Genomic DNA, 18,397 nt, shown 5'->3' with positions numbered 1-18,397 from the left:
GCGCCGGACGATGCTTCGCATCGCCGGGGGCGATCCGACCTCTCCCCGCAGAAGGGCGGGGAGAGGTTACCGATCACATCGCAATGATATGTTCGTCGATCTCGTCAATCCTGTTGACGCCGCACAGGCCCATGGTGGTGAGCAGTTCCTTCTGGATGATGTCGATCGCCTTGGCGACGCCGGCCTGGCCGCCGGCGCCAAGGCCGTAGGCATAGGCGCGGCCGATCATGCAGGACTTTGCGCCGAGCGCGAGTGCGCGCATCACGTCCTGGCCGGAGCGGATGCCGCCGTCGAACATGATCTCCATCCTGTCACCGACCGCCTCGGCGATCTCGGGCAGCACCTCGATCGATGACGGCGCGCCGTCGAGCTGCCGGCCGCCATGGTTCGAGACGACGAGAGCCTGCGCGCCGGTCTTGGCGGCTTCCTCGGCGTCCTCGACGTCGAGAATGCCCTTGATGATCAGCTTGCCCGGCCAGATGCTGCGGACCCACTCGACATCCTTCCAGTTCAGGGACGTATCGAACTGCGAGGCCGTCCACTCCGCGAGGCGATTGAGGTCCCCGGTGTTCTTCACATGGCCGGCGATGTTGCCGAAGGTGCGGCGCTTGCCTTGCAGCACGCCGGAGACCCAGGTGGGCTTGCTGGCGAAATCCAACAGCTTCGAGAGCGACCATTCCGGCGGCACCGTCATGCCGTTCTTGATATCGGCGTGGCGCTGGCCGATCACCTGGAGATCGACGGTCAGCACCAGCGCGGAGCATTTCGCCGCGATCGCGCGCTGGATCAATTCCTTGATGAAGCCGCGGTCCTTCATCACGTAGAGCTGGAACCAGAACGGCTTCTCGACACTGGCCGCGATGTCCTCGATCGAGCAGATCGACATCGTCGACTGCGTGAACGGGATACCGGCGGCTTGCGCGGCGCGGCAGGCATGGATCTCGCCGTCGCCATGCTGCATGCCGAGCAGGCCCACAGGCGCGAGCATCAGCGGCATGGTCGAGGGCTCGCCGAGGATCGTGGTCGCGGTGTCGCGCTTGGAGACGTCGACCAGGATGCGCTGGCGGAACTTGATCGCCTGCATGTCGTCGCGGTTGGCGCGCAGCGTTTCCTCGGCGTAGGAGCCGCGGTCGCAATAATCGAAGAACGCCTTCGGCACGCGGCGCTGATGCAGTGTGCGAAGATCGTCGATACAGGTGATGTGCTTCATGAACGTTTCCCCGGCCCGCCTTGATCGGAAGAGTCTCGTATTGGAAGACTCTTGCATCGGAAGATCGAGGGGTCATCTAGCATGGTTGGATGCTCAGCCAAATCGTTTGCAAATTCTTTGTGGAGAGGAGGGCGCCATGACCAGGTCGCACACCGGACCGACGCCGGAGGAGATCAAGGAGAAGCATGATCTCGAGGAAGCGCTGGAAGAAGGTCTGGAAGAGACCTTTCCGGGCTCCGATCCGGTCAATGTCACCCAGCCGGCGCCGAGCCGCGGGGACGGCCATGTGAAGCGCTCGGACTAGGCGCGGGTTCCGCCCTGTTCCGGCGCCCTCGCTGGAAATATAATGTTAACAAGACGTTATCAGCGCCGGGGCCTGCCCGGTTCCGTAATGATTCATCATATTTTTTGAAGCCAAGTTAGCCGCGATGGCTTTATAAGACCTCAGCAAATCAGGGATGCGGGTCCCGCTGGGGCACCCGCAGGTTGTATTGGGGACCCCTGGTTGTTGCGTGGGGGACGATATGAGCCGCAAATATTTCGGGACGGACGGGATCCGGGGCCGCGCCAACGGACTGATCACGCCGGAGCTCGCGCTCAAGGTCGGCCAGGCCGCGGGCCTTGCGTTTCAGCGCGGTGACCACCGCCACAGGGTCGTGATCGGCAAGGACACCCGCCTGTCCGGCTACATGATCGAATACGCGATGGTCGCGGGCTTCACCTCGGTCGGCATGGACGTGCTGCTGGTCGGCCCGATGCCGACGCCGGCGGTCGCGATGCTGACCAAGTCGATGCGCGCCGATCTCGGCGTGATGATCTCCGCTTCGCACAATCTGTTCGAGGACAACGGCATCAAGCTGTTCGGCCCGCAGGGCTTCAAGCTCTCCGACGACGTCGAGAAGCAGATCGAGCAGCTGCTCGACGAGCCCATCGACAAGCGTCTCGCCCAGAGCGCCAGTCTCGGCCGCGCCCGCCGCATCGACGGCGTGCATGACCGCTACATCGAATTCGCCAAGCGCACGCTGCCGCGCGATCTGTCGCTCGACGGCCTGCGCGTCGTGGTCGATTGCGCCAATGGCGCCGCCTACAAGGTGGTGCCGGAAGCGCTGTGGGAGCTGGGCGCCGACGTGATTCCGATCGGGGTCGAGCCCGACGGCTTCAACATCAACAAGGAATGCGGCTCCACCTCGCCGGAAGCGCTGTCAAGGAAGGTCCGCGAGATGCGTGCCGACATCGGCATCGCGCTCGACGGTGACGCCGATCGCGTCATCCTGGTCGACGAGCGCGGCCACATCGTCGACGGCGACCAGCTGCTCGCGGTGATCGCGCAGAGCTGGAAGGAAGACGGCCGGCTGTCGCGATCGGGCATCGTCGCCACCGTGATGTCGAACCTCGGGCTCGAGCGCTTCCTCAATGCGCAGGGGCTCGATCTCGTGCGCACGCCGGTCGGCGATCGCTACGTGCTCGAGCAGATGCTGAGCGGCGGCTACAATCTCGGCGGCGAGCAATCCGGCCACATCATCCTGTCCGACTACGCCACCACCGGCGACGGCTTCGTTGCCGCATTGCAGGTGCTTGCCGTGGTGCAGAAGCTGCGCCGCCCGGTGTCGGAAGTCTGCCACCGCTTCGATCCGCTGCCGCAGATCCTGAAGAACGTCCGTCACAAGGGCGGCAAGCCGCTCGACAATTCCGACGTCAAATCGGCGATCTCCGACGGCGAGCAGCGGCTCAACGGCCACGGCCGCCTGCTGATCCGCTCCTCCGGCACCGAGCCGGTGATCCGCGTCATGGGCGAGGGCGAGGATCGCATCCTGGTCGAGGACGTCGTCGATACCATCGTCTCGGCGCTGGGCCAGGCCGCAGCTTAAGGCGCTACGATACGAACTCCCGCAAAGGATCGAGCGAAGCGCATCCCAGCCATCGACGATTGGCGGTGGATCGGTCGCCGCGCGCAGCGTAACTAGCTTGTCGCGGCAATCTGCCGCGCCGGCCGGGATGCTCCAGTGAACAAGCCAGTCGTCGTCTCAGAGGAAACACTGACCGAGCCCGTCCTCGTCAGCGACGTGGCACCCGCCGCCAAGGCCGCAGGGCCGGCCTATGTCGTGCTGGCCGGCATCAGCTTCTCGCACTTCCTCAACGACACCATGCAGTCGCTGATCGCTTCCGTGTATCCGATCCTGAAGGACACCTACGCGCTCGACTTCGCGCAGATCGGCATGATCACGCTGGCCTTCCAGTTCACGGCCTCGCTGCTCCAGCCGGTGGTCGGCCACTACACCGACAAGAAGGCGCAGCCCTATTCGCTGTCGATCGGCATGGCCTCGACCTTCTTCGGTCTGCTGCTGCTTAGCGTTGCCCACCAATATCTGGTCATCCTCGTCGCCGCCGCGCTGGTTGGTCTCGGCTCGGCGGTGTTTCACCCGGAATCGGCGCGCATCGCGCGGCTGGCCTCCGGCGGCCGCTACGGTTTTGCGCAATCGGTGTTCCAGCTCGGCGGCAGTTTTGGCACCTCGATGGGACCGGTGCTGGCCGCGCTCATCGTGGTGCCGTTCGGGCAGGGCAGCATCGCCTGGTTCTCCTCGATCGCCTTCCTCGCGATCCTCATCCTCTGGCGCATCGGCCGCTGGTACGAACCGCAGATCAAGGCGAAGAAGACCGCGGTGGCTCGAGCCCATCCCGACGCGCCGAACTCGCGTCGCGTCGTCATTGCGCTCCTCGTGCTGGTCGCGCTGCTGTTCTCGAAGCAGCTCTACGTCTCGAGCCTGTCGAGCTACTACATCTTTTATCTGATCGACCGCTTCGGCGTGTCGACGCAGGCAGCGCAGATGTATCTCTTCATTTTCCTCGCGGCGAACGCGGTCGGCGCTTTTCTCGGCGGTCCCCTGGGCGATCGCTTCGGCCGCAAGATCGTGATCTGGATCTCGATCCTGGGGGCGCTGCCGTTCACGCTGGCGCTGCCCTATGCCGGGCTCTATGCGAGCGCGGTGCTATCAGTCGTCATCGGCCTGATCATCTCCTCGACGACGTCGTCGATCATCGTGTTCGCGCAGGAGCTGGTGCCGCACCGCTTCGGCATGATCTCCGGCGTGTTCTTCGGTGTCGCCTTCGGCATCGGCGGCCTGGGCGCCGCCGTGCTCGGCAAGCTCGCCGACCACACCTCGATCGAATTCGTCTACCAGGTCTGCGCCTATCTCCCGGCGATCGGCCTGCTTGCGGTGTTTCTGCCCAAGCTGCCGCGGCACGCGCGTTAACATATCCTGTCTTGCTGCAGCGCGGCTTCATACATCGTTAGGACATGCGGCGACGGCCTCGTATTTGCGCTGCATTTTTGCAACGCTCGCGCCGCACGCGTGTGTGAGTTGAGAAAAAATCAACCTTAAAAATTAGGGTTAAGTGGCGCTTAAACATTTGCTGGCATCGTCCGGGCCGTGAGTTTCCAGAACGTGAGGCGCCGTATTTGCCTCACCGGCCAAAAGGACGAAGCCAATGCGTAGCGTTAAGTCTCTCTTTGCCGCGGGTGCGGCAACCCTGATCTCCTCGATGGCGTTCGCCGCCGACATGCCGATCGCGGCGCCCCCTCCGATGTACGCGCCCCCGGCACCGCCCGCCGACTTCGGCGGCTGGTATCTGCGCGGCGACGTCGGCATGACCAACCAGAGCGCCAAGCGCATCGACAGCGCCTTGCCCGTTGGATATCAGAAGTCGACAGAGGGACTCGGCTTCGATTCTTCGCCGCTGTTCGATCTCGGTGTCGGCTACCGCTTCAACAACTGGTTCCGCACGGACGTGATCGGCCAGTATCGGGGCAAGGCCAACCTGCACGGCGCAGACAACGTGATCGGGCCCGGCTTTGTCGGCTCCAACAATTACAGCGGCAGCAAGTCCGAGTGGGTCGTCATGGCGAATGCCTATGTCGATCTCGGCACCTGGTGGTGCATCACGCCGTTCATCGGTGCCGGTGTCGGCGGCTCCTACAACAAGATCAGCGGCTTCCGTGACGACGGCGTGTCATACACCGTCGGTGGTACTCCGCCCCTCGCCAACAGCGTCGCCTACTTCGCCGACAACGGGAAGTGGAACCTCGCTTGGGCCGCCCATGCCGGTCTCGCCTACAAGGTCAATCCCGGGTTCACGGTCGAACTGGCCTATAGCTACATGAACCTCGGCGATGCGGCGCCCGGCAACTACCGCTTGTTCGACAACAGCGCCTCGGGGCCGACGTCGATCAAGATCAAGGAGCTCACCTCGCATGACGTCAAGCTCGGCGTGCGCTGGGACCTCAACAGCCCGCCGGCCTACATGCCGCCGCTCGTCACCAAGGGCTGATCGCAAGCCTCATCGCTTAAGACATCTTAACGGCGCGGGATCATCCCGCGCCGTTTTGCTTTGCGTATTTTTCATGGCGTGCGGCGATGAAAGCCTCCGGCGCAACCATTGGTTAAGGTTAACGAGCCATGATCACGAGCGAAAGTTCGAGTTCGATGGAGCGTTCGATGCGTAGGCTTTTGTTGGCGGTGGCGATGTTGGGGACGGTCTCTGCAGCGCACGCGGCCGATCTCTCCGATCTTCCCATCCTCCGAGGTAGCTTCAGCGACGGGCTGTCAAAGACGTCCCACAACTGGGACGGTTTTTATGTCGGCGGCCAGTTCGGTTTTGCCACGACCGACGTTGATTTCAGTCATGCTCCGAAGACGATGACCGACTTCATGCTTCGTAACAGCATCCTTCAGGCGCCGGTCGGCGGCTGGTCGCTGCTGCCGAGTAACCACGTGCAGTCGACCGGGTTTGGCGCCTATGTCGGCCGCAATTGGCAGCTCTACGATGCGGTGTTCGGCCTAGAGGCCAATTACAGCTACATGAACAATCTGGCGACCTCGGCAAGTGATTCCATGACACGCATTCTCGACGGTGAGGCCGCGCCAGCGGGCCATACCTATACCTATGTCACTTCACTCGGTGGTGGTGCTGCGCTAAAGCTGAAGGATTACGCCACCTTCCGCGGCCGGGTCGGCTGGGATGGAGGCGACTTCATGCCGTATGCCTTTGCCGGCTTCGCAATCGGACGCGCCGAAGTTTCGAGATTTGCGACAGTATCCTGGCAGAAGTACGACGACTTCGACGAGGTTGTAGTCAACGGCGGCGTAACCACAACCGTTCATCGACATCTGCCCGCCGGTACGGACACACTGTCCAAGACTGAGCTGCGCACCAACAGCTTCATGTACGGATGGACGGCCGGTATCGGTATCGAGTACGCGATCTGCAACAACATCCTGCTTCGCGGCGAATGGGAGCATGTCGGCTTCTGGGACGTGAAGGACATCACTGTCGGCTTGAACAACTTCCGCGTCGGCGTTGGCTACCAATTCTGAGTCGCCCGCTTCCTGTTGACAGGTTCCCTCCGTCCTGATGCTCTATCGCTGAACGCGCGGGGGCAGCGATGCGGATCTACGGCGATACCAATTCCGGCAATTGTCTGAAGGTGAAGTCGGTCTGCGACAAGCTCGCGCTGCCCTACCAGTGGATCGAGATCGACACTCGCAAGGGCGAAAGCCGCACGCCGCAATTCCTCGAGATGAACGGTGCCGGCCAGGTGCCCACCGTCGCCTTCGACGACGGCCGCACGCTGGCGCAATCCAATGCCATCATCCGCTATCTCGCGCGCGACAGCGCGCTCATTCCGCGCGATGCCTTCACCGCCGCCAAGATGGACGAATGGCTGTTCTGGGAACAATACAGCCACGAGCCCTACATCGCGGTGTGCCGCTTCCAGCTCGTCTATCTCGGCAAGGACGCCTCCGAGCTCGATCCTGAAAAGGTCAAGCGCGGCTATGCGGCGCTCGACCGCATGGAGCAGCATCTGGCGGCAAACCGCTTCTTCGCCGGTGATGACGTTTCGCTTGCCGACGTCTCGCTGCTTGCCTATACGCGCGTCGCGCACGAAGGCGGCTTCGATCTCGGTCGTTATGCCGCCATCCGCCGCTGGATCGGCGAAGCCGAGGCCTTTCTCGGGCTCCCCAAGCTGCGTTAGGCGCGCGAGGCAGGAGTAACTCAATGAACGCCGAATCTGTCTCCATTCGTCCCGCGCGCCGCGAGGATGTTGCTGCGATCGTGGCGATGCTCGCCGACGATCATCTCGGGAGCGCACGCGAGCGCGTGGAAGACCCGTTGCCTGGGTCCTATTACGAGGCATTCGCGCGCGTCGAGCGCGACCAAAATATCCAGCTCGTGGTTGCCGAGAGCGAGGGCAGGGTGGTCGGCTGCCTGCAACTTGCGATCCTGCCGGGTCTCAGCTCGCAAGGCGGCCTGCGCGGTCTGCTCGAAGACGTCCGCGTTGCTTCCGATTGCCGCAGCCGCGGCATCGGCGAGCAATTGGTGCAATGGGCGGTGACGGAAGCGAAAGCGCGCGGCTGCAATCTCGTCGAACTGCTGACGCATCAGACGCGAACGGATGCGCAGCGCTTCTACAAGCGGCTTGGGTTCACGGCGAGTCACGTCGGCATGACTGTCCGCTTTTGACGCAGCACGCTATCAGCCTTGCGCGAGCAGCGAAATCGGATCGCGCATACGTTCATATTAAGAGCTGATAAACTACCCGTGCGACGTTCACATGGAACCAGGAACGAACGGTGCTACGCGAGCGTCTGAAACCGGGCTCGGTCGGTTCGGGGATTTCGATGACAAGCTATTCGATGATCAAGGTCGGCAACGACTACGTCGTGCAGGCCAATGACAAATGCATTTTGAAAGTCGGCAGCCGCCGCCGCGCCGCGCAATTGATCAACGATGCCACCGACTTGCTGAACGCGCTGGCCGTGGTCGAGTCCCCCAAAATCGCACCGGAGGCGCCATCACTCGCGCGTGAGGCCCCGGAACTTCCTTGACGACCCTTCCCGATTCCCGTATCAGCCGCGGCGGGACACCTCCCCCCAACGGGAGGCTTACTATCTGGAAGGGTAGACGATGACTGTAGCGAAGCCCGCTTCGCGGCCGAACGTGCCGCATTTTTCCTCCGGCCCCTGCGCCAAGCGCCCCGGATGGAATGCCCAAAATCTCAAGGACGCAGCGCTCGGCCGTTCGCATCGCGCGAAGGTCGGCAAGACCAAGCTCAAGCTCGCGATCGATTTGACGCGCGAGGTGCTCGAAGTGCCCGCCGATTATCGCATCGGCATCGTGCCGGCCTCCGATACCGGCGCGGTCGAGATGGCGCTGTGGTCGATGCTGGGTGCGCGCCCCGTCACCACGCTCGCCTGGGAATCCTTCGGCGAGGGCTGGGTCAGCGACATCGTCAAGGAATTGAAGCTCAAGGACGTCACCAAGCTCAACGCGGCTTACGGTGAGATCCCAGACCTCTCCAAGGTCGATCCGAAGTCCGACGTCGTCTTCACCTGGAACGGCACCACCTCAGGCGTGCGCGTGCCGAACGCGGACTGGATCAGCGCCACCCGCGAAGGCCTGACCATCTGCGACGCCACCTCGGCCGCGTTCGCGCAACCGCTCGACTGGGCCAAGCTCGACGTTGTCACCTTCTCCTGGCAGAAGGCGCTCGGCGGCGAAGCCGCGCACGGCATGCTGATCCTGTCGCCCCGCGCCGTGGAGCGGCTCGAAACCTACAAGCCGGCCTGGCCGCTGCCGAAGATTTTCCGCATGACCAAGGGCGGCAAGATCAACGAAGGCATTTTCGTCGGCGAGACCATCAACACGCCGTCGATGCTCTGCGTCGAGGATTATCTCGACGCGCTGAACTGGGCCAAGTCGATCGGCGGCCTCAAGGCGCTGATCGCGCGCGCCGACGCCAACACCAAGGTGCTCGCCGACTGGAAGGCGAAGACGCCCTGGATCGACTTCCTCGCCAAGGACGCCGCGATCCGCTCCAACACTTCGGTGTGCCTGAAGTTCACCGATCCCGCGATCACCTCGCTCTCCGAGGACGCGCAGGCCGACTTCTCCAAGAAGCTGGTGGCGCTGGTGGAGAAGGAAGGCGCGGGCTACGACTTCGCCTACTACCGCGATGCGCCAGCCGGCCTGCGGATCTGGTGCGGCGCCACCGTCGAGGCCAGCGATGTCGCGCTGCTGACCCAATGGATCGATTGGGCCTTCGCCGAGACCAAGGCCACGCTCGCCAAGGCGGCGTAGTTTTTACCTCTCCCCGTTCTTACGGGGAGAGGTCGGGTCGCTCCCGCGATGCGAAGCATCGTCCGGTGCGATCCGGGTGAGGGGCTCTCTCCATTTGCACCTTCGCCGTGGCTGCCCCTCACCCCGACCCTCTCCCCGTTAGAACGGGGAGAGGGAGAAGTGCTCCGAGACATTCACCCAATCCGGTCTAAGGCCCTTCCCTTGAGGAAGGCAGAGGACACATTCCCATGACCAAACCCAAAGTTCTCATTTCCGACGCGCTCTCTCCGGCCGCCGTGCAGATCTTCAAAGACCGCGGCGTCGAGGTCGACTTTCAGCCCAATCTCGGCAAGGACAAGGACAAGCTCGCTGAGATCATCGGCAATTACGACGGCCTCGCGATCCGCTCGGCGACCAAGGCGACCGCGAAGATCCTCGAGAAGGCGACCAATCTCAAGGTGATCGGCCGCGCCGGTATCGGTGTCGACAACGTCGAGATTCCCGCCGCCACGGCCAAGGGCATCATCGTGATGAACACGCCGTTCGGCAATTCGATCACGACCGCCGAGCACGCCATTACCCTGATGCTGGCGCTGGCGCGCGAGATTCCGCAGGCGGACGCTTCGACCCAGGCCGGCAAGTGGGAGAAGAACCGCTTCATGGGCGTCGAGATCACCGGCAAGGTGCTCGGCGTCGTGGGCTGCGGCAACATCGGCTCGATCGTCGCGGACCGCGCGCTCGGCCTGCGCATGAAGGTGATCGCGTTCGATCCGTTCCTGTCGCCGGAGCGCGCCAGGGACATCGGCGTCGAGAAGGTCGAGCTCGACGACCTGCTCAAGCGCGCCGACTTTATCACGCTGCACACCCCGCTGACCGAGAAGACCAAGAACATCATCGATGCGGCCGCGATCGCCAAGATGAAGAAGGGCGTGCGCCTGATCAACTGCGCCCGCGGCGGCCTCGTCGACGAGCAGGCCGTGGTCGACGCTTTGAATTCCAAGCACATCGCAGGCGCCGCATTCGACGTCTTTGTCGAGGAGCCCGCCACCGCGAACGTGCTGTTTGGTCATCCCAACGTGATCTGCACGCCGCATCTCGGCGCGTCCACGACCGAAGCGCAGGAGAACGTCGCGCTTCAGGTCGCCGAGCAGATGTCGGATTACCTGCTCACCGGCGCGATCTCGAATGCCGTCAACTTCCCCTCGATCACGGCGGAAGAGGCGCCGAAGCTGAAGCCGTTCATCGCGCTCGCCGAAAGGCTCGGCTCGTTCGCGGGACAGCTGACCGAGAGCGGCATCCTCAAGGTCGAGATCACCTATGAAGGCCATGTCGCCGAGATGAAGATCAAGGCGATCACCTCCGCCGTGCTGTCCGGCCTGCTGCGGCCGATGCTGGGCGAGGTCAACGTCGTCTCTGCGCCCGTCGTCGCCAAGGAGCGCGGCATGGTGGTGGACGAGATCGTCCGCGCCGCCCAGAGCGACTATGAAAGCCTGATCACCGTCACCGTCACCACCGAGCGGCAGGAGCGGTCGGTCTCGGGCACGGTCTATGCCGACGGCAAGCCGCGCCTGGTCGACATCAAGGGCATCCGCGTCGACGCCGAATTCGGCAAGTCGATGATCTACGTGACCAACGAGGACAAGCCGGGCTTCATCGGCAAGTTCGCGAGCCTGCTCGGCGATGCCAAGATCAACATCGCGACCTTCCATCTCGGCCGCGTCGCGCCGGGCTCCGATGCCATCGCGCTGATCGAGGTCGACGGCGCGGTGCCGGCCGACCTGCTCGCCAAGGTGCAGGCCCTGCCGCAGGTCAAGCAGGTCAAGGCGCTGACGTTCTGATCCGTCGACATATTCCGACCCGCGGAACAACGCCGCCCTCTCGCGAGGGCGGCGTTTTTATTTCTCCCGCGACCGCTCGACATTGTGTACCAATGGCGCCGAGAAGACGTCGACCGACGCTCCGTTCAAAATCGTTCGAAAAGGGAGAAAACAATGCGTGAAGCCGTCATCGTTTCCTATGCACGCACGGGCCTCGCGAAATCCGGCCGCGGCGGGTTCAACATCACCCCGCCGATGTCGCTCGCGGCCCACGCCATCAAGCACGCGGTCGACCGCGCCGGCGTCGAGAAGGACTATGTCGAGGATTGCTATCTCGGCAATTGCGCCCATGGCGCGCCGAACATCGGCCGCCAGGCCGCGCTGCTGGCAGGAATGCCGAAATCCACCGGGGGCGTCTCGGTGAACCGGTTCTGCTCGTCCGGTCTCCAGACCATTGCGATGGCCGCCAACTCGATCCGCTCGGACGGTTCCGACTGCATCGTCGCAGGCGGCGTCGAGAGCATCTCGATGCCGGGCGGCGGGACTCCAAAAGAATCGATCGATCCCGAGCTGCTCAAGATGGCGCCGGCGATCTTCATGGCGATGATCGACACCGCCGACATCGTCGCCGAACGCTACAATCTCAGCCGTGAATATCAGGACGAATATTCGCTGGAGTCGCAGCGCCGCATGGCCGCCGCGCAGCAGGCCGGCAAGTTCAAGGACGAGATCGTCCCGATGAAGACCAAGATGAAAGTGGTCGACAAGGCGACCAAGGCCGAGTCGATCGTCGATTACGTCGTCGACCGCGACGAGTGCAACCGGCCCGAGACCACGCTGGAAGGTCTCGCCAAGCTCGAGCCCGTCAGGGGACCCGGCAAGTTCGTCACGGCCGGCAATGCCAGCCAGCTGTCGGACGGTGCTGCGGCCGTGGTGCTGATGGAAGCCAAGGACGCGGAGAAGCGCGGCCTCAACCCTATGGGCCGCTTCGTCGCCTGGGCGGCGGCGGGTTGCGAGCCGGACGAGATGGGCATCGGCCCGATCTTTGCCGTGCCGAAGCTGTTGAAGCGTCATGGCCTGAAGATCGACGATATCGATCTCTGGGAGCTCAACGAAGCCTTCGCCAGCCAGTGCCTCTATTCGCGCGACAAGCTCGGCATCGATCCCGCCAAGTACAACGTCAATGGCGGCTCGATTGCGATCGGCCATCCCTTCGGCATGACCGGCGCGCGTCTCACCGGCCACATCCTCCAGGAAGGCAAGCGCCGCAAGGCCAAGTGGGGCGTCGTGACGATGTGCATCGGCGGCGGCCAGGGCGGTGCCGGACTGTTCGAGATCTACAGCTGAGATCGAGCCTCATGAATGCGGAAGGCACGGCGCCGCAAGCGCCGTGCCTTTTTGTTTGAGCACCAGGTCAGGCGTGTACTCTTCGGGTCACCGGTTTTGTGGGATGAAGCGGCTGAAGGATGGTAGTCTAAGACAAAGCTTGATGATGAGGGGAAGCGCGAGGACCGGGATGACGCACGCAGCGACATAACCTTCCGCCAGCGACGGCAGACCGAAGCTCGCCGCCGCCCACACGAGCGTGACGTTGCGGTTTCCGCTCACGAGACCGATGGTACCGGCGGTTTGCCACCCCAGTCTCGCGAACGTCATGGCAGCGAGGACGCACAGACCGAAATTGAACACGATCGCGGCGGCGAGCATCACGTCGAAACGCAGGGCGTTGCTGGTCCATTGCGCCCGTATGCCTTGCGAGGTGGCAAGCCCCACGATCATGAGCCCGACAACGGCGATCCCGGTAGCGGCGCTTTGATCGGGCAGAACGGGAATCACTTGACGACGAAACCTCATGGCTAAGAAGGCCACCAGGCCTGCAGCGCCGATAATGCTGAAGAGCCGGATCGCCAACCCGCCCATGTCGAATGCAATTCCAAGTCCGAGCACCGTGGCAAAACTCGGAATCGAGATCGGCGTGAGCAAGGTCAGTGCGATGGAAACGAGCAGTGCGAGACGTGGTCGCAAACCGAGCATTCCGGCGATCGCAGCGGCGCTTCCGACCGGCGGCGCCAGCAGTGAAAGCAGAACGCCGGCCCGCAGCGCAGGATCAAGCGGAGCAAAGGACAGCAGAATCGCAGCAGCGAATGGCAGCACCAGGCCAACCCAGGCAAGCACCACGCCCATCAGGAGCGGACGAATGCTGGCTTCAGAGGGAGCAAGGCCCGCCGTCAGAAACGAGCCCAGCGTCAGAAGAAATGCCGAAAAAGGCAAAAGATCGTAGCCGAGATGAGCGAGGGGAGTGATCACCAGCCCTGCGCAAAGCGAGATCACCAGGAGCATCGGTCCTTGTCCGCCAAGCGTGGACAATATCCGGCCAACGTACATATCAGCTCCTCAAGACTTGCGCATCGACGACGATGCGTCTTCAGATTTCAGTCATGTCGGCCACCGTTGCGAACGTCAGAAGAATCCGGCGCTCAAATCCAGGCCGTAGGTTCGTGAGAGCACGAACACAAAAGCGCACGCTGCGCACAACAAGAGGGCGTGCTTCGCCAATTCGGCGCCGGTGACCGAGAGGACCGTATGGGAAATCGTGCGTATGATTGCTGGCATGTTGCTTCCTGGTTTTTCAAATCCCATGAACCGGCTGCATGTGGCGGGCGTCAGTCGGTGTGCGAAGCGAGGATCAGGGGCGGATCACCTCGCTCGGTCGACGCGCGTTGAATGAGGATCGCGCCGATCACGTGAACAAGGCCGAAGCCCAGCAGAACGAGGATCATCAAGCGCGTCTCGCCGCCTGTTCGCTTTCTGTCGTGCGATGGTGGTGATCCGGCCTGGATTGGAGACGCAGCACGGTTCTGATTGCTCACGATTTTCTCCACGTGCTCTGCTGTCGCTGGTCTCGATCGTCTACGGCCGGGGGGCTGAAATGGAGTGCGTGACGAAATCGTCCGAGGCACGGTCGGCTTGGCGCTCTCGGGGCGCCTTGCTCATCGCCGCGAAGGCAAGCACCAGCGCCAGGAGCGTGCCATAGAAGGCGACGATTCCAAGTCTCCATCTCGAAACCAATCGCCGTTCTTGGTCGGACGCGAGAAGCCTGTACGATTGTCTTCCCCGCTGCGCGATGTCGGTCAATGCGACCTCCTGTTTGATGGCTGTTGTGATGCCGGCGTGCGATCAGTCGCCTCCGAATAGGAGCGGCGCGACTGGGGGCGGCGACTGCGAAGCGGCCCTGGGTGTCGGATGTGCAAACGAACTCAACGCCGCGTCGAATCCGGCGAGGACCACGAACAGGCCAACGACGATCATGATGAGGCGATGCGCGCGCACGCTGGCTTTCCGGATGAAATTGCTCCGCGTCGATCAACCAACCGGCATCTCGTCGCGATGCGATCTGACCCCACTGTCGTCGTTGCCGGCGTTACTCAGCCGTCACTGCAGCGTTAATATTGTTCGCTAACGCGGCAATTCGTGTAGGATGTATATCCGTGAGCGCATCTGCTCATTTTTGAGGCGGAATGACCGAAACTGCATCCGCGCGCAGCCCAAGTTTTACTCTCGCGCTTCTTGGACGTTTTGAACTGATCGGGCCGAACGGCGCCGTCAGCTTGCCGAACAAGAAGCTCGCGGGATTGCTGGCCTATCTGGCCTGCACGGCACCTCAGCCTCAGCACCGCGAAAAACTCTCGACGTTGCTGTGGGGATCGCACTTCGAAGCGCAGGCGAAGCAAAACCTCCGGCAGGCGCTGTTCAAGCTACGTCAAGTTCTTGGTCAGAGTGCTCTCAGGAGTGACGGCGAATTCATTTCGTTGAATGCCGTTGTGATCACGTGCGATGTGCCGCAATTCGAGCGGCTTGTCAGAAAGGGCAGCCGTGACGCGCTGACCGCGGCGGCAGATCTCTATCGCGGGCGCCTCGTCGATGACATCGCGGTCAACGCTGAGGGCTGGAGCGAGTGGCTGGCCGGCGAACGCGAGCGGTTATCGGAGCTGGCTGTCGGCGCGATGGTGGCGCTCGGCGAGCATGAACTGTCCGAGGGACGTGCCGGCGATGCTCTGCTCGCCGGCCAGCGCGCCAATGCACTCAACAGCATGCGCGAGGATGCGCACCGCCTGATCATGCGCGCGTTGTCCGCGGCTGGCCGCAACGCCGAGGCACTCAAATATTATCAGGCCGTCGTTGCCTTGCTGAAGCAAGAGCTCGGCACCGCGCCCGATGCCACAACCAGCGCGCTGGCTGCGGAATTGCGCAAGGTCCAGGAGCAGAAGATCGTTCTGCCGGCAGCGGAGCCGACGGCAGACCTTTCGCACCAGGCGGAGCACGTGTTCGGCAAGGACAGGCCCTTCGTGGCGGTGCTTCCGTTCCGCAACATGGGTGGTGAAACCGAACAGGACTACTTCGCCGATGGCGTCACTGCAGACATCATCACCGCTCTATCGCGCTTTCGCGAGCTGGTGGTGATCGCGGCCGGATCGAGCTTTGCCCTTCGGGACACGGGAATGACCAGCCGGCAGATTGCGCAGCAACTCGGTGCGCAATACGTCCTGAGCGGTCATATTCGCAAGGCGGGCAACCGCATTCGCGTCTCGGCCGAGCTCACTCATACCGGAAGCGAGGCCCAGGTCTGGTCCAATCGCTACGACCGCCCCCTGGTCGACATCTTCGACCTGCAGGACGACGTCAGCAGCAGTGTTGCCGCAGTCGTCGATCCCGCCGTTCGTAGCGCCGAGATCGAACGCGCACGCCGCAAGCCGCCAACTGATCTTTCGGCCTATGATCTGTATTTGCGCGGCCTTCACCATTTATGGGGCGGCACCCGCGAAGGTATCGTCAAGGCCATCGATCTGCTTCGGCGGTCTCTGAGTCTCGATCAGGAGCGAACGGCGACGCTGGCGGCGCTGGCTTGGGGACTCGTGATGGCTCCGCCGCTCGGCGCCAACATGTCTGCGGATGCCGCGTCCGAGGCGGTCGGTCTGGCGCGCCGAGCCGTTGAGCAGGATAGTGGGGACGCTTTCGCCCACGCTGTCTATGGCTTCACGCTGTTTGGGCCCGCCGGCGACAACGATCAGGGGCGCATTCACGCCAGCGAAGCCGCAAGGCTCAATCCGAGTTCGGCTTTCGCATGGGGTGTACTCGGAATGATCGACAGCATGGGAGGCGATTATGCCAACGCACTCGCATGCCTGCATCGGTCTCTCGTCCTCAGCCCCGAGGACAGCATGCTCCATATGTGGATGACGGGATTGACCGCGTCCTACTTTGCCCTCGGGCAGTACGAGGAGGGCGTTGCCTGGGCGCGCAAGTCGGTTCGGCACAATCCGAGCAACGGCACCGGACATCGCATGCTCGCGGCCAACCTGGTCGGGGTCGGCCGGCTGGAGGAAGCCCGCGAGGTCACCCGGGTTCGCGATGCGGCACAAAAAACGACGATCCGCGATCTGCGCGCCATGCGTTTTTTCAAGCAGCACGAGGCGCTTGAACGCTACCTTTCGGCCCAGCAGATCGCCGGCGTAGCCGACTGAGCCTCAAGCGCCGAGTGCAACGAGCAGCGTGCGCATGGTCATGAAGACCAGGATGACCGAGCCGACGGTCCACAGCATTGCGCGAATGTCGTGAATTTGCCCGGTGAGATAGGCGAGAAAATGCAGCAGGCGTGAGGCAACGTAGCCGTAGAGCAGGCATTGCGCGAGAAGCAGCGAGGGCTTTGTGAGAACATAAAGAAAGCCCGCGACCAGGAAATACGGCAGGCTCTCGAGATCGTTCATCTGGATCCGGCGGATCCGCTCCACATCTTCGTTGGGAAGAAGCTGCGCCGGATCGGGCGCGGGATTCAGTGGTGTCTTCTTGATGTCCTCCGGCGAACGGTAGCCGCCCTGGGCCCTCACCATCCGGACTACGGTGAGCCACGACATCGCCACGGCCTTGAGGATGATCAAGCTGGCGGCAACGACATAGGTGGCGAAGAGGGGATCGTGAAGATTGATTCCGTCCAATTTGGTACCCCGCTCCGGCAGGGCCATACTACATGTCCGAGCGGGTTGCGCCACTACGTATAGGCAGCCGCCAGTCCAGTCCCAGCCTGATCCCGCCTTACCCCTTCGCCAGCGCCGATCGGCCATCCCTTCGGCATGACCGGCGCGCGTCTCACCGGCCACATCCTCCAGGAAGGCAAGCGCCGCAAGGCCAAGTCTGCCCGCGGCGACTCAGCCGTGCTTCTCGATCGCGACAGGTCGGAACACCCACTCGCGCCACACCACCAGCAACGCCGACATGATCACGGGACCCAAAAACAAGCCCAGGAGGCCGAAGGCAGCCAGGCCTCCGAAGATCCCGACGAACGCGAACAGAAACGGCAGCCGCGCCGAGTCGCCGACCAGGGTCGGCCATACGAAATGATCGCCGGCCAACATGACGATCGCGCCCCAGAAGAAGACGCCCGCGGCTGCGAAGCCGCTGCCTCCGCCAGAAACCAGGACCACCGCCGCGGCGGTGAAAGCCAGCCAGGCGCCGAAGGGAAGCATGGCGAAGGCCGTGGTCAATATCGTGAAGACGATGGCATGCGGCACGCCCGCGACGAAATAGGCCACGCCGATCAATAATCCCTCGCCCGCGGCGACCAGCACCGTACCGTTCACGGTGCCGCGGATCGCACCGACCATTTGCTCGGCGAGACCCTCTCCCGCCTCACCGAAAAGCCGATCGCAGGTTTCCAGCACGCGGTCCGAGATCGACCGGCCGTTGCGCAGCAGGACGAACAAGGCCACCAGCGAAAAGAACAGAAGAAACAGGCGGTGAAGCAGCTGTCCGCCGAACGTTCGAAACAGTTCCGATGCGTTGTCCGCATTGACGCTTTTCAGCCATGCGGTCGCGGCTTTGGGATCGGAAAGATTGCTGCGCCACCACTGCTCCATGCTCTCTGCGGCGATCGGAAGACGGGCGAGCCAATCGGGCACTTCGATCCCGCTCTCTCCGGCCTGCTTCATCCAGCCCACGAGCAGATCGCCTTGTTGTGCGATCTGATAGGCGGCAAGCGACATCGGCGTAAACAGGATGAGGGCGACGACGAGCGTGAAGACCAGCGGGGCCAGGCTGGAGCGGCCGGAGCTCACGCGTGCCGCAAACTTGGTGTAGAGCGGCCACAGGCTGGTTGCGAGAATCGCGGCCCAGATCAATGCGGGGAGAAATCCCGCCGCCGTCCACAACGCCAGTGCGACCAGCGCGAGGGCAAGCACGACCCGCGCGTTCATGCGCGCGC

General features: G+C 63.1%; 18 protein-coding genes. 12 read left to right on the top strand and 6 right to left on the bottom strand.

What is annotated here, in order from left to right; all coding sequences use genetic code 11:
- Nucleotides 1-73: 73 nt before the first annotated feature.
- Complete coding sequence (locus tag BRA1417_RS0138355) at nucleotides 74-1,210, bottom strand: alpha-hydroxy acid oxidase (protein ID WP_027520331.1); 1,137 nt, start codon at nucleotides 1,208-1,210, stop codon at nucleotides 74-76.
- Nucleotides 1,211-1,346: 136 nt separating this feature from the next.
- On the opposite strand from BRA1417_RS0138355, the gene BRA1417_RS45190 reads away from it, so the two are divergent.
- The 11 genes from BRA1417_RS45190 to BRA1417_RS0138300 all read left to right on the top strand — a co-directional run bounded on the left by BRA1417_RS45190 (nucleotide 1,347) and on the right by BRA1417_RS0138300 (nucleotide 12,489).
- Nucleotides 1,347-1,514 carry a hypothetical protein gene (locus BRA1417_RS45190; protein ID WP_198034905.1) on the top strand — a complete coding sequence of 56 codons (168 nt, stop codon included), beginning with the start codon at nucleotides 1,347-1,349 and terminating at the stop codon, nucleotides 1,512-1,514.
- 220 nt (nucleotides 1,515-1,734) lie between these two features.
- Nucleotides 1,735-3,078 carry a phosphoglucosamine mutase gene (gene glmM / locus BRA1417_RS0138345; RefSeq protein ID WP_027520330.1) on the top strand — a complete coding sequence of 448 codons (1,344 nt, stop codon included), beginning with the start codon at nucleotides 1,735-1,737 and terminating at the stop codon, nucleotides 3,076-3,078.
- A gap of 135 nt (nucleotides 3,079-3,213) precedes the next feature.
- On the top strand, nucleotides 3,214-4,461 hold the full coding sequence (locus tag BRA1417_RS0138340) for an MFS transporter (protein WP_027520329.1): 1,248 nt from the start codon (nucleotides 3,214-3,216) through the stop codon (nucleotides 4,459-4,461).
- Between the two features lie 235 nt (nucleotides 4,462-4,696).
- On the top strand, nucleotides 4,697-5,536 hold the full coding sequence (locus BRA1417_RS0138335) for an outer membrane protein (protein ID WP_027520328.1): 840 nt from the start codon (nucleotides 4,697-4,699) through the stop codon (nucleotides 5,534-5,536).
- Between the two features lie 128 nt (nucleotides 5,537-5,664).
- Nucleotides 5,665-6,582, top strand: a complete 918-nt coding sequence (locus BRA1417_RS0138330; RefSeq protein ID WP_084462435.1) for an outer membrane protein — start codon at nucleotides 5,665-5,667, stop codon at nucleotides 6,580-6,582.
- Nucleotides 6,583-6,650: 68 nt separating this feature from the next.
- Nucleotides 6,651-7,241, top strand: a complete 591-nt coding sequence (locus BRA1417_RS0138325; protein ID WP_027520326.1) for a glutathione S-transferase family protein — start codon at nucleotides 6,651-6,653, stop codon at nucleotides 7,239-7,241.
- 23 nt (nucleotides 7,242-7,264) lie between these two features.
- Nucleotides 7,265-7,729: a GNAT family N-acetyltransferase gene (locus BRA1417_RS0138320; protein ID WP_027520325.1), complete on the top strand. Its 465-nt coding sequence runs from the start codon at nucleotides 7,265-7,267 to the stop codon at nucleotides 7,727-7,729.
- A gap of 173 nt (nucleotides 7,730-7,902) precedes the next feature.
- Nucleotides 7,903-8,094, top strand: a complete 192-nt coding sequence (locus tag BRA1417_RS0138315; RefSeq protein ID WP_245286332.1) for a hypothetical protein — start codon at nucleotides 7,903-7,905, stop codon at nucleotides 8,092-8,094.
- A gap of 79 nt (nucleotides 8,095-8,173) precedes the next feature.
- Nucleotides 8,174-9,346 carry a phosphoserine transaminase gene (locus tag BRA1417_RS0138310; protein ID WP_027520323.1) on the top strand — a complete coding sequence of 391 codons (1,173 nt, stop codon included), beginning with the start codon at nucleotides 8,174-8,176 and terminating at the stop codon, nucleotides 9,344-9,346.
- Nucleotides 9,347-9,573: 227 nt separating this feature from the next.
- Nucleotides 9,574-11,163 carry a phosphoglycerate dehydrogenase gene (serA, locus tag BRA1417_RS0138305; protein WP_027520322.1) on the top strand — a complete coding sequence of 530 codons (1,590 nt, stop codon included), beginning with the start codon at nucleotides 9,574-9,576 and terminating at the stop codon, nucleotides 11,161-11,163.
- Between the two features lie 153 nt (nucleotides 11,164-11,316).
- Nucleotides 11,317-12,489, top strand: coding sequence for an acetyl-CoA C-acyltransferase (locus tag BRA1417_RS0138300; protein WP_027520321.1), 1,173 nt, complete (start codon nucleotides 11,317-11,319; stop codon nucleotides 12,487-12,489).
- Nucleotides 12,490-12,576: 87 nt separating this feature from the next.
- On the opposite strand, the gene BRA1417_RS0138295 is transcribed toward BRA1417_RS0138300, so the two are convergent.
- From BRA1417_RS0138295 to BRA1417_RS0138280, 3 genes are all read right to left on the bottom strand, one after another.
- A complete protein-coding gene (locus BRA1417_RS0138295; RefSeq protein WP_051448456.1) occupies nucleotides 12,577-13,482 on the bottom strand; it encodes a hypothetical protein in 906 nt (301 codons plus the stop codon).
- Nucleotides 13,483-13,805: 323 nt separating this feature from the next.
- Nucleotides 13,806-14,012 carry a hypothetical protein gene (locus tag BRA1417_RS44590; protein ID WP_156949113.1) on the bottom strand — a complete coding sequence of 69 codons (207 nt, stop codon included), beginning with the start codon at nucleotides 14,010-14,012 and terminating at the stop codon, nucleotides 13,806-13,808.
- 40 nt (nucleotides 14,013-14,052) lie between these two features.
- Nucleotides 14,053-14,277 carry a hypothetical protein gene (locus BRA1417_RS0138280; RefSeq protein ID WP_027520319.1) on the bottom strand — a complete coding sequence of 75 codons (225 nt, stop codon included), beginning with the start codon at nucleotides 14,275-14,277 and terminating at the stop codon, nucleotides 14,053-14,055.
- A 473-nt stretch (nucleotides 14,278-14,750) separates the two neighbouring features.
- Here BRA1417_RS0138280 and BRA1417_RS0138270 point away from each other — a divergent pair, with 473 nt between their 5' ends.
- Nucleotides 14,751-16,664, top strand: coding sequence for a BTAD domain-containing putative transcriptional regulator (locus BRA1417_RS0138270; protein ID WP_245286331.1), 1,914 nt, complete (start codon nucleotides 14,751-14,753; stop codon nucleotides 16,662-16,664).
- A 3-nt stretch (nucleotides 16,665-16,667) separates the two neighbouring features.
- On the opposite strand, the gene BRA1417_RS0138265 is transcribed toward BRA1417_RS0138270, so the two are convergent.
- Complete coding sequence (locus BRA1417_RS0138265; RefSeq protein ID WP_156949112.1) at nucleotides 16,668-17,162, bottom strand: MAPEG family protein; 495 nt, start codon at nucleotides 17,160-17,162, stop codon at nucleotides 16,668-16,670.
- A 183-nt stretch (nucleotides 17,163-17,345) separates the two neighbouring features.
- Nucleotides 17,346-18,389: an AI-2E family transporter gene (locus tag BRA1417_RS0138260; protein ID WP_063628423.1), complete on the bottom strand. Its 1,044-nt coding sequence runs from the start codon at nucleotides 18,387-18,389 to the stop codon at nucleotides 17,346-17,348.
- Between the last annotated feature and the right edge of the window lie 8 nt (nucleotides 18,390-18,397).

Origin of the sequence: Bradyrhizobium sp. WSM1417 (assembly GCF_000515415.1) — a bacterium.
GTDB lineage: Bacteria > Pseudomonadota > Alphaproteobacteria > Rhizobiales > Xanthobacteraceae > Bradyrhizobium.
The sequence above is the reverse complement of the archived record's forward strand: the minus strand, read 5'-3'. Positions and strand labels throughout refer to the sequence as shown.